Origin of the sequence: Streptomyces sp. WG7, from assembly GCF_049975785.1 — a bacterium.
In the GTDB taxonomy this organism is placed as follows: Bacteria; Actinomycetota; Actinomycetes; order Streptomycetales; family Streptomycetaceae; genus Streptomyces.
This window is the reverse complement of record NZ_JBNGGE010000005.1, coordinates 281,338-292,595: the sequence shown is the minus strand read 5'-3', so window position 1 is coordinate 292,595 and position 11,258 is coordinate 281,338. Positions and strand designations below refer to the sequence as shown.

The 11,258-nt window shown below is 69.0% G+C and carries 5 protein-coding genes and 3 pseudogenes; 5 read left to right on the top strand and 3 right to left on the bottom strand.

The features are described 5' to 3' along the window. Window positions 1-257: 257 nt before the first annotated feature. Window positions 258-2,972, bottom strand: coding sequence for an aconitate hydratase AcnA (gene acnA / locus ACP4J0_RS08605; RefSeq protein ID WP_426598011.1), 2,715 nt, complete (start codon window positions 2,970-2,972; stop codon window positions 258-260). 292 nt (window positions 2,973-3,264) lie between these two features. Between acnA and ACP4J0_RS08600 the strand changes: the two genes are divergently transcribed. The 4 genes and pseudogenes from ACP4J0_RS08600 to ACP4J0_RS08585 form a co-directional block, all read left to right on the top strand. After that, window positions 3,265-3,462 carry a DUF4236 domain-containing protein gene (locus tag ACP4J0_RS08600; RefSeq protein ID WP_426598010.1) on the top strand — a complete coding sequence of 66 codons (198 nt, stop codon included), beginning with the start codon at window positions 3,265-3,267 and terminating at the stop codon, window positions 3,460-3,462. Between the two features lie 75 nt (window positions 3,463-3,537). Continuing rightward, complete coding sequence (locus tag ACP4J0_RS08595) at window positions 3,538-5,067, top strand: helix-turn-helix domain-containing protein (protein ID WP_426598009.1); 1,530 nt, start codon at window positions 3,538-3,540, stop codon at window positions 5,065-5,067. Window positions 5,068-5,413: 346 nt separating this feature from the next. Next, window positions 5,414-5,806 (top strand): hypothetical protein, encoded by a 393-nt coding sequence (locus tag ACP4J0_RS08590; RefSeq protein WP_426598008.1) that lies wholly within the window; start codon window positions 5,414-5,416, stop codon window positions 5,804-5,806. A gap of 5 nt (window positions 5,807-5,811) precedes the next feature. Next, window positions 5,812-6,117 (top strand): annotated as a pseudogene (locus ACP4J0_RS08585) (nucleotidyl transferase AbiEii/AbiGii toxin family protein); the annotation flags it as partial. Here the strand turns inward: ACP4J0_RS08585 and ACP4J0_RS08580 are convergent. Then, a pseudogene (locus ACP4J0_RS08580) lies at window positions 6,117-6,341 on the bottom strand (IS701 family transposase); the annotation flags it as partial. The pseudogenes ACP4J0_RS08585 and ACP4J0_RS08580 sit on opposite strands and share 1 nt — an antisense overlap. Next, a pseudogene (locus tag ACP4J0_RS08575) lies at window positions 6,328-6,570 on the bottom strand (transposase); the annotation flags it as partial. The pseudogenes ACP4J0_RS08580 and ACP4J0_RS08575, both read right to left, overlap by 14 nt. 338 nt (window positions 6,571-6,908) lie before the next feature. Between ACP4J0_RS08575 and ACP4J0_RS08570 the strand changes: the two are divergent. Then, entirely contained in the window at window positions 6,909-11,228 is a 4,320-nt protein-coding gene (locus ACP4J0_RS08570; RefSeq protein WP_426598007.1) for a LamG-like jellyroll fold domain-containing protein, read from the top strand. Window positions 11,229-11,258: the final 30 nt, after the last annotated feature.

Below are 11,258 nucleotides of genomic sequence, written 5' to 3'. Positions count from 1 at the left end.
GGGGGGGGGGGGGGTGGGTGTGGGGGGGGGGGGGGGGGGGGGGGGGGGGTGGGGGGGGGGGGGGGGGGGGGGGGGCCGGCCCCCCCCCCCCCCCCCCCCCCCCCCCCACTCCCGTGCGCCGTCCCGTTCCCCACAGGTGACGGATGCCACCCTGCCCCGAGGCACCGGTGGTCACGCAACCCGCCCCGCGCCGGAACGCGCGCGGGGCCGCACCCCCGTCGCCGGGGATGCGGCCCTGAACCGCTGTGCCGTACCGCCTACTTGGTGATCAGGCTGCGCAGCACGTACTGCAGGATGCCGCCGTTGCGGTAGTAGTCCGCCTCACCGGGGGTGTCGATGCGGACGACCGCGTCGAACTCGACACCGGTGTCGGTGGTGACCTTCACCGTGCGCGGGGTGGTGCCCTCGTTCAGCTCGGTGACGCCGGAGACGGAGAAGGACTCCTCGCCGGTCAGGCCGAGGGAGGCCGCGGACTGGCCCTCCGGGAACTGGAGCGGCAGGACGCCCATGCCGATGAGGTTCGAGCGGTGGATGCGCTCGTAGGACTCGGCGATGACGGCCTTGACGCCGAGGAGCGCGGTGCCCTTGGCGGCCCAGTCGCGGGACGAGCCGGAGCCGTACTCCTTGCCGGCCAGGACGACGAGCGGAATGTTCTGCTCGATGTAGTTGCGGGAGGCGTCGTAGATGAACGACACCGGACCGCCGTCCTGGGTGAAGTCGCGGGTGTAGCCGCCCTCGGTGCCCGGCGCGATCTGGTTGCGCAGGCGGATGTTGGCGAACGTACCGCGGATCATGATCTCGTGGTTGCCGCGGCGCGAGCCGTAGCTGTTGAAGTCGCGGCGCTCGACGCCGTGCTCCGTCAGGTACTTGCCGGCCGGGGTGTCGGCCTTGATGGCACCGGCGGGCGAGATGTGGTCCGTCGTCACCGAGTCGCCCAGCTTGGCGAGCACGCGGGCGCCGGAGATGTCCTCGACCGGGGCCGGCTCCATGCCCATGCCCTCGAAGTACGGGGGCTTGCGGACGTAGGTGGACTCGGCGTCCCACTCGAAGGTGTCGCCGGTCGGGATCGACAGCGCCTGCCACTGGGCGTCGCCCGCGAAGACGTCGCTGTAGGACTTGGAGAACATGTCCTCGCCGATGGCGCTGGCGACGACCTCGTTGACCTCGGCCTCGGTGGGCCAGATGTCCTTCAGGAAGACCGGGTTGCCGTCCTGGTCGGTGCCCAGGGCCTCCTTGGTGATGTCCACCTTCATGGAGCCCGCGAGCGCGTAGGCGACGACCAGCGGCGGCGACGCCAGGTAGTTCATCTTGACGTCGGGGTTGATCCGGCCCTCGAAGTTCCGGTTGCCGGAGAGGACCGAGGTGACGGCGAGGTCGTGGTCGTTGACGGCCTTGGAGACCTCGTCCGGCAGCGGGCCGGAGTTGCCGATGCAGGTGGTGCAGCCGTAGCCGACGAGGTTGAAGCCGACCTTGTCGAGGTACGGGGTCAGGCCCGCCTTCTCGAAGTAGTCAGTGACGACCTTGGAGCCCGGGGCGAGGGTGGTCTTGACCCACGGCTTGCGGGTCAGGCCCTTCTCGACCGCCTTCTTGGCCACCAGGGCGGCGGCGACCATGACGTACGGGTTGGAGGTGTTGGTGCAGGAGGTGATGGCCGCGACCGTCACCGCACCGTGGTCCAGCTCGTAGGTCGTACCGTCGGGGGCGGTGACCGGGACCGGGTTGGACGGCACGCCGTTGGAGACGGCGGGGGCGTCGGAGGCCGGGAAGGACTCCTGGCCCGCCTCGTCCACGCTGTCGACGTAGTTGCGCACGTCCTGCTTGAACTGCTCGGCGGCGTTGGCGAGGACGATGCGGTCCTGCGGGCGCTTCGGGCCGGCGATGGACGGCACGACCGTCGACAGGTCGAGCTCCAGCTTCTCGGAGAAGTCCGGCTCGGCCTTCGGGTCCAGCCAGAGGCCCTGCTGCTTGGCGTACGCCTCGACCAGGGCGACCTGCTGGTCGCTGCGGCCGGTCAGGCGCATGTAGTTCAGCGTCTCGTCGTCGATCGGGAAGATCGCGGCGGTGGAGCCGAACTCCGGCGACATGTTGCCGATGGTGGCGCGGTTGGCGAGGCTCGTGGCCGCCACGCCCTCGCCGTAGAACTCGACGAACTTGCCGACGACGCCGTGCTTGCGCAGCATCTCGGTGATCGTGAGCACCAGGTCGGTGGCGGTGGTGCCGGGGGTCAGCTCGCCGGTCAGCTTGAAGCCGACGACGCGCGGGATCAGCATGGAGACCGGCTGGCCGAGCATCGCGGCCTCGGCCTCGATGCCGCCGACGCCCCAGCCGAGGACGCCGAGGCCGTTGACCATGGTGGTGTGCGAGTCGGTGCCGACCAGGGTGTCGGGGTAGGCCTTGCCGTCACGGGTCATGACGACGCGGGCCAGGTGCTCGATGTTCACCTGGTGGACGATGCCGGTGCCCGGCGGGACGACCTTGAAGTCGTCGAAGGCGGTCTGGCCCCAGCGCAGGAACTGGTAGCGCTCCTTGTTGCGGCCGTACTCCAGGTCGACGTTCTGCTGGAAGGCGTCGTTGGTGCCGAACTTGTCGGCGATGACGGAGTGGTCGATGACCATCTCGGCCGGGGAGAGCGGGTTGATCTTGTTCGGGTCGCCGCCCAGCGCCTTGACTGCCTCACGCATGGTGGCGAGGTCGACCACGCAGGGCACGCCGGTGAAGTCCTGCATGATCACGCGGGCCGGCGTGAACTGGATCTCCTGCGACGGCTGGGCCTGCGAGTCCCAGCCGCCGAGGGCGCGGATGTGGTCGGCGGTGATGTTCGCGCCGTCCTCGGTGCGGAGCAGGTTCTCCAGCAGCACCTTCAGGCTGTAGGGAAGGCGCGCGGAGCCCTCGACCTTGTCCAGCCGGAAGATCTCGTACGACTCGTCGCCCACCTGCAGTGTGCTGCGGGCGTCGAAGCTGTTCGCCGACACGACAGTCTCCTTCATTTATGTGCGCGTACCACCGCATCCTGCCGCCACGCCGCCCTGGCCGATCCGCTAAGGTAAGGCTAAGTTAGGGAGCCCTTACCAGGGTGGCGGCTGCGGTGCGCCTCGGCAGATATCTCGATGTCGAGATAACTCTAGTACATGGGGGCGGCCTGGTCATGCCCGGGCGCGGTGTGGCGTGCACCCCATCCCGAGTGACCCGTGCGGCCATCACTACGCCGAACGGGGGTATCCGACTCGCACCGGGACCACCCGGCACGACTCGGCAGGAGGCACGATGCCCCTCACGTTCCGCAAGAGCTTCCGGATCCTCCCCGGAGTACGGCTGAACATCAACAAACGTTCCTGGTCCCTCACGACCGGCGGCCGGAACGGCCCGCGCCACACCCGCAGCAGCACGGGACGTCGTACGACATCGTGGGATTTGCCCGGACCTTTCGGGTGGCGGCGTACTCGCTCGACCCGGCATCATTGAGGCGGCGTTGACAGCTCGTCACCCGGGCGGACCCCCCGAGAGGCGACATCTCATATCTGAGATAGCCTCAACCTCATGGCAGACGACTACCTCGTACGCATCGGCAAGCTCATCCGTGACGCCCGGCAGCACCGTGGCTGGACACAGTCACAGCTTGCGGAGGCGCTCGGCACCAGTCAGAGCGCCGTCAACCGCATCGAGCGCGGCAACCAGAACATCAGCCTTGAGATGATCGCCCGCATCGGCGAAGCGCTGGACAGCGAAATCGTCTCTCTCGGCTACTCGGGTCCGATGCACCTGCGTGTGGTCGGCGGCCGGCGCCTCTCCGGCGCCATCGACGTCAAGACCAGCAAGAACGCCTGCGTGGCCCTGCTGTGCGCCTCGCTGCTCAACAAGGGGCGCACGGTGCTCCGCCGGGTCGCCCGCATCGAGGAGGTCTACCGCCTCCTGGAGGTGCTGAACTCCATCGGCGTACGCACCCGCTGGATCAACGACGGCACCGATCTGGAACTCGTGCCGCCGGCCGAGCTGGACATGGAGGCCATCGACGCCGAGGCGGCCGTCCGCACCCGCTCGATCATCATGTTCCTCGGCCCGCTGCTGCACCGCATGGACCGCTTCCGGCTGCCCTACGCGGGTGGCTGCGACCTCGGCACCCGGACCATCGAGCCGCACATGATCGCGCTGCGCCGGTTCGGCCTGGACGTCGCCGCGACCGAGGGCCACTACCACGCGGTGGTCGACCGTCAGGTACGCCCGGACCGGCCGATCGTGCTGACCGAGCGGGGCGACACGGTCACCGAGAACGCGCTCCTCGCCGCCGCCCGCCACGACGGCGTCACCGTCATCCGCAACGCCTCCTCCAACTACATGGTCCAGGACCTCTGCTTCTTCCTGGAGGCCCTGGGCGTACGGGTCGAGGGCATCGGCACCACCACCCTCACCGTGCACGGCCTGCCGGTCATCGACGCCGACGTGGACTACTCCCCCTCCGAGGACCCGGTCGAGGCGATGAGCCTGCTCGCCGCCGCCGTGGTCACCGAGTCGGAGCTGACGGTCCGCCGCGTCCCCATCGAGTTCCTGGAGATCGAGCTGGCGGTCCTGGAGGAGATGGGCCTCGACCACGACCGCACGCCCGAGTACTTCGCCGACAACGGCCGTACGCGCCTGGTGGACCTCACCGTCCGGCCGTCGAAGCTGGAGGCGCCCATCGACAAGATCCACCCGATGCCCTTCCCGGGCCTGAACATCGACAACGTCCCCTTCTTCGCGGCCATCGCGGCCTCGGCTCAGGGCCAGACCCTCATCCACGACTGGGTCTACGACAACCGCGCCATCTACCTGACCGACCTCAACCGCCTGGGCGGCCGCCTCCAGCTCCTGGACCCCCACCGCGTCCTGGTCGAGGGCCCCACCCGCTGGCGCGCCGCCGAGATGATGTGCCCGCCGGCCCTGCGCCCCGCCGTGGTGGTCCTGCTGGCGATGATGGCGGCGGAGGGCACGTCCGTGCTGCGCAACGTGTACGTCATCAACCGGGGGTACGAGGACCTGGCGGAGCGGCTGAACTCGATCGGGGCGCAGATCGAGATCTTCCGGGACATCTGAAAGCTCTAAGAAAAAGTAACGCGAGTCCCCTCCTGACCTCCACGTATGCGAGCCAGGAGGGGACTCGGCTTCGTCTGTGGGACTTCTCAGGGACTTTTGGACCGAGCCGGAAGACTGCCGGTGCCGGGGGCTGAGGAGAGGATTGCCCGGCACTGCATGTGATGGGTCATGGGCAGGGCGCCGGCATGAGCGACTCATGGGCGAGGACAGGTCGGGTCGGGTCGGGTTCTCGACTCACTGCCTTGCTGCCACGCTCAGGCACCCTCCACGAGCCCGTCCCGCTCACTGCGGAGGCAAGCTCGCGCATCATGCCCCTTACCGCTCCCCAGGTGGTCATAGTGGAGGCATGCCCTCCACCCCACAGCGCCCCGGACCCGCGCCGAGCGGCCTCTCGGACGCGGCCGCTGAGGATCTCACGTTGTACCGGGAGAAGTTCCGGCGACGACTGCCGGAGTCGCTGGACGAGTTGCACGGCCCGACCCAGGGAGCCGTGGAGCTGCCCTTGCACATGGCCTGGTCGGGAATGACCTCGTACGACCTGGGCAACCCTCGCCAGCGCATGGGCCTGTACCGCACCGTCCTGCACGAGGGCCTGCGCGACGACCTGCCCCGCTACCTCGACCGGGACCTGCTTCTCCAGCTGTGGCCAGTGCTGCGCACTCTCGTCGGCCGCAGCGTGCGCACCGTATGGGAAGACGCCTTCCCCCAGCTCGCCTCCCGCACCAGGGCAGCCGCGTGACGGACATGCCGGAGCTGCACACGCGGCTCCTGGCGGATGTGATCGCCCTCGGCTCCCCGTATCCCCTGGTCCTCACCGGTGGGTACGCCGTGCGGGCCCACCATCTCGTGAACCGCCCCAGCCAGGACCTCGATGTCGCCACCGAGAACCCGGCGCCCATGGCCGACATCGCCGGCACGCTCCGTGCCGGCCTGGAAGCCCGCGGCTGGAAGGTGCACGCGCTGGAAATCGCTCCGTTGTCCGCCCGCTTCACCGTGTCCGATCCGGCCACCGGGCAGGACTGCGCCTCCCCCTTTTCACCGGTGTTGACGCGGAGTGCGGTCAGGTGGGCGGCGGCTGCCATGGCCAAGGTGATGTGCCGGTACCAGGCCCGGTAGTGGCGGACCTGGTAATGATCCAGGCCGGCCTCGTTCTTGGCGGCCTGGAAGCATTCCTCGATCGCCCAGCGGGCCCCGGCGGCCCGTACGATCTCCGCCAGCGGCGTGTCGAGCGGCGCGTGCACCAGGTAATACGCCCGCTGGCCTGTCCGCGACCTGGACCGCATCGGGCGGGCGCGGCGGATGGCCTCGGCGTAGGTAGCTGAGCCGTCGCGGCACACGACCTCGACACGGATGCTCACGCAGCCACAACTCCAGCGTGGCGGCCGTGCGGTCAGGCAGCACGTCGATCCGCTCATGGGTCTCGGGGTCGATCACCACGGTTGCATAGCGGTGCCGCCGGCGCAGGGCGAAATCGTCGACGCCGATCACTGGTAGGTCACGGCCGCCTTTCACGAGGGGGCGGCGGTGTTCCCCGGTTCCACCGGTCACTCTCCGCCGAACGCGCCCAGGATCACCAGTGACCGCGGAAGGGGCCCGCACTGCAGGGGAGCGCGCACCTTGATGGAGCGCGTTCGTCGATCCGCGGTAACGGGCGCCACATGCCGACGAAGAAGAGAATTCATCTGATATTCACTGCTTCCGTTAAACGTATCGATAGTCACATCCACTTCCTGATCTTGAACAATTGATGCCCCATTTACGACCGTTGACCTTTATCACCAGCCGTGATTCTTAATTTCGTGAGACGGCTGTGAGAATGCTATGGACGGGATGTAGTGAGGATGTGGACCCGATTGTGGCGCGGGAGCAGGAGCGTCGGGGCGCTACTGAGTGTGACGTTGGTCGTGGGGATCATCCCTGCCCTGGGGGGTGAGGCCGTGGCCGGCGTGCCGACCGCGCCACGGAGTGCGGAAGCTCCCACGGCCACGGGTGGTGTGTCGGAGTCGGATGCGCTGGCCGAGGCCGAGCGCACCGGTGAGCCGGTGGAGGTCTCCGCCCGGCGCGGGGAGTCCCGCGAGGTGTTCGCCACGCCGGAGGGGCATCTGGAGGCGCGGGAGTATCTGCGTCCGGTCTGGGCCCGTGGTCAGGACGGCTGGAAGCGGGTGGACACCGACCTGGTGGTGACGGGTGAGGAAACGGTCGCGCCCAAGGCCGTGACGGTGGACGTGCAGTTCTCCGGGGGCGGCACGGCGGCGCCGTTGGTGCGGATGCGGCGTGCCGGCCGTGAGTTGAGTCTGGGGTGGCCGACTCCACTGCCGGAGCCCCGGCTGGCGGGGGCGGTGGCGACGTATCCGTCGGTGCTGCCGGATGTGGATCTGCGGATGACCGCGCAGGAGGACGGCTTCACCCAGCTGCTGGTGGTGAAGACGGCCGAGGCCGCGGCGAGTGAAGAACTGGCCGAGCTGCGGTTGAAGCTGTCGGCGTCGGGCCTGGAGGTGCGTGAGACCGACGAGGGCGGGCTGACGGCCGTCGACAAGGGCGCTGCCGGTGCGGTGTTCGAGGCGCCGAAGCCGATGATGTGGGACTCCAGCACCGGCGAGCAGGAAGCCGCCTCCACGGCGTCGCGCGCTGCCGCATCCGGGGCACGGGCCGCGGCGGACACAGCACAGGCCGAGGGGGACGGTGAGCCGGACGCGGGAGAGTCGGGCAAGCTCGCGCCGGTCGGCGTGGAGGTGACGGCCGCGCGGGACGAACTGGTGCTGACCCCGGACGTCGACGTGCTGAGGGGGGCCGACACGACCTATCCCGTCTACATCGACCCGCAGTGGTATACGCCGAAGGCGTCGGCGTGGACGATGGCATCGGAGTACTGGGCGTCCTCGCCGCAGTGGAAGTTCAACGGCAAGTCGGACGCCGGTCTGGGCTACTGCAACTGGTCGTATTGCAAGCCGTACGACACCAAACGCTTGTTCTATCGAATCCCGACTTCGGCGTTCGCGGGGAAGTCGATTCTGTCGGCGCAGTTCGTGGTCCGCAACACCTGGTCGGCATCCTGCTCGGCACGGTCGGTGGAGCTGTGGCAGACCAAGGGCATCTCGTCGTCGACGACGTGGAACAGCCAGAAAGCCGCCGGTTTCTGGATCAAGGAACTGGCGTCAAGATCGTTCGCCTACGGCTACTCGGGCTGTGCGGCCAAGGACGCGGAGTTCGATGTGAGGTCGGCGGTGCAGGCGGCCGCCAACAGCAAGAGCGCGACAATGACGTTCGGGCTGCGGGCGGCCAGCGAGTCGGACGGTCACGGCTGGAAGCGGTTCTCGGACAAGGCCTATCTGCGGGTGAAGTACAACCGGCCGCCGCCGCAGGTGAGGATGTCGCAGCTGGCGATGGAGTACGGCGGCACGTGCAAGAAGCCCGCCGACGCGGCGAGGGTGCGCACCCTGGGCAAGGTCTATGCGAACAACGTCACCGACCCGGACGGCGACAACGTCGCGGTGCAGTTCGAGGGGAAGTGGGACACCGGGGACGGCAAGGGCCTGATCGCGCGGTGGAAGCCGGCCCTGACCTCGTACAAGAAGTCCGGGTCCAGCTTCTCGATCAGTCTGCCGGCCGGCGTTCCGCAGAACAAGCAGGTCCACTGGTACGTGCGTGCCTACGACGGAGCCCAGTACTCGCCATGGTCACCTGCGGGTGACCCGACGGGCTGCTACTTCTTCTACGACACCAGCGTCCCCAAGGCGCCGTCGATCACCTCGGGCCAGTACCCGCCCTCCGACCCGGAGGATCCGCAGGATCCGTGGCTGGACGGCGTGGGGCGGTACGGCACCTTCACCATCGATTCGGCTTCCGGCGACGTGTCCAAGTACTGGTTCGGCATCAACGGCGACCCGACCGCCAAGCGCACGCTGACCACCTCCGGTGGCGGCGCGAAGACGATGAAGTTCATGCCGACCAGGCCCGGCGTCAACTTCATCACCGCCCAGGCATTCGACACCGCCGGCAATGGCAGCGAGGTCCGCACTTACCAGTTCCGGGTCCGCGCCGGCCAGCCGGACCGGCTGAGCTGGAACTTCGACGAGTCTGCGGGGGCCGCCAACGTCCAGGGGCAGGGCGGCGCCTGGCCCGCCGGACTGAGCGGCGGCGCACGGCCCGGAGCGGACGGCGTCAGCGGCAGCGGACTGCAGCTCGACGGCGTCGACGACCACGCGGCCACCGTCTCACCGGTGCTGAACACTGGCAAGAGCTTCTCGGTGTCCCTGTGGGCCAAGCTGCCCACCGACAAGCCGGACACCGCGGCCGTCGCCGTGTCCCAGGCCGGGCACGAAACCAGCGGTTTCGAGATCTACCACTCCTCGGCGCTGGGCGGCTGGGTGTTCCTGCGGCACACCACCGACGCGCCGGGGACCACGACGGTGCGCGCGGTGCAGCCCGCCTGCCCGAGCGGGGACACGGCGTGCGAGAACGGCCGGCTCGGCGTCTGGACCCATCTGACCGGCGTGTTCGACAATCCCAACCAGCAGCTGCGGCTGTACGTCGACGGCGAACTGGCCGGCACGGCGGCCTTCACCGGACCGTGGGACGCCCGCGGCAGGACCATCCTGGGTGCGGCGTCCCACTACGGCACCATGGGCAGCTTCTTCCAGGGCGGCCTGGACGAGGTCCAGCTGTTCGACTACCAGCTCACCGACGCCCAGGTGGGTGACCTGGCCAACCGTGAGCCGGTCGGCACCGGCCGACCCGCCAAACTGGTCTGGCCCCTGGACGAGGACGCCGCTGCCACCTCCGTCATCGGGCGGGGCCAGCGCGCCGACGCCACGCTCAAGGGTGGCGCCACGTCCGGAACCGACGGAGTCGACGGTCGCGCGGTGTCGTTCGACGGCGTCGACGACCACGCCACGACCGGACGGCCGGTACTGGACACGTTCCAGAGCTTCGCGGTCTCGGCGTGGGTACGCCTGCCCCGGGACAAGGCTCCCACGGCGACCATCGCCGTCTCCCAACTCGGCACCACACGGCGCAGCTTCGAGCTGTACCACTCCTCCGCGCTGGGCGGATGGGTCTTCACCCGGCCCGAGAACGACACCACCGGCGCGCCCTTGGTCCGCGCCACTCACTCCGCCTGCCCGGCCGACACCAACTGCGCGGCCGGCCGGCTCGGCGAATGGAACCACGTGGTCGGTGTCTACGACGCCGACACCTCCCGGCTCCTGCTCTACGTCAACGGCGTCCTGCAGGCCACCACCCCCTTCCCCCACCGCTGGTCGTCCGAGGGGCCGCTCAGCATCGGCAGCGGCCTCAAGCCGGACGGCCAGGTGAGCTCTCCGCTCATGGGTGACATCGACGACGTACAGCTCTACGACCGTGCCGTCTCCGACGACGAGGTCCGCCAGTTGTTCCAGCGGCGTCCGTTGGTCGAGAGCCGGTGGATGTTCGAGGAGACCGCCGGGACCAGTCCGGTAACCACCCCGAACGCGGTGCCCGGGGCCGGTGCGCTCACGCTGTACGGGGGCGCGACGAAGTCGGACACGGCTTTCATCGACTTCGGGGGCCTGCAGCTGGACGGCATCGACGGCCATGCGGCCACGACGCCCGTACCGGTCGACACCGGTGCCAGCTACACCGTCACTGCCTGGGCACAGGCCGCCGCGCTACCTCAGAGCGGTGTCGCGCTGGTCAGTGCCGAGGGTTCCACGCAGAGCGCCTTCACCGTCCGCTTCGTACCGGACCCCGCTGACCCGGAGGGCCTCGGCCACTGGGAACTGGCGGTGCCGGACAAGGACGGCGCGAACGCGACGGTCGTACGCATGGCCAACAGCGAGTTCTACGACGCGCGGGACTGGAACCACCTGGCCGTGGCCTACGACGGCTTCACCGGACAAGCCCGCCTGTACGTCAACGGAACGCTCCAAGAGATCACCTGCGCCGTCGAGGACGACGGCGAGACCTGCACGGACCACGCCTCCTGGGCCGAGAACACCCTCGCCTTCAAGGCGACCAAGTCCCTCCAAGTCGGCCGCGCCAAGACCGACGGAACGTGGGGCGAGTACTTCCCCGGCCTGATCGACGACGTGTGGACCTTCCAGGGTGCGCTGAGCGACGAGCAGATCGGAAAGCTCGCCGTCACCTGGTTCGACCTTCCGACCGAGGTGCCGGGCGTCGGCTGACCTCGCGCCGCCCTTCCGTTTCCCTTTCCT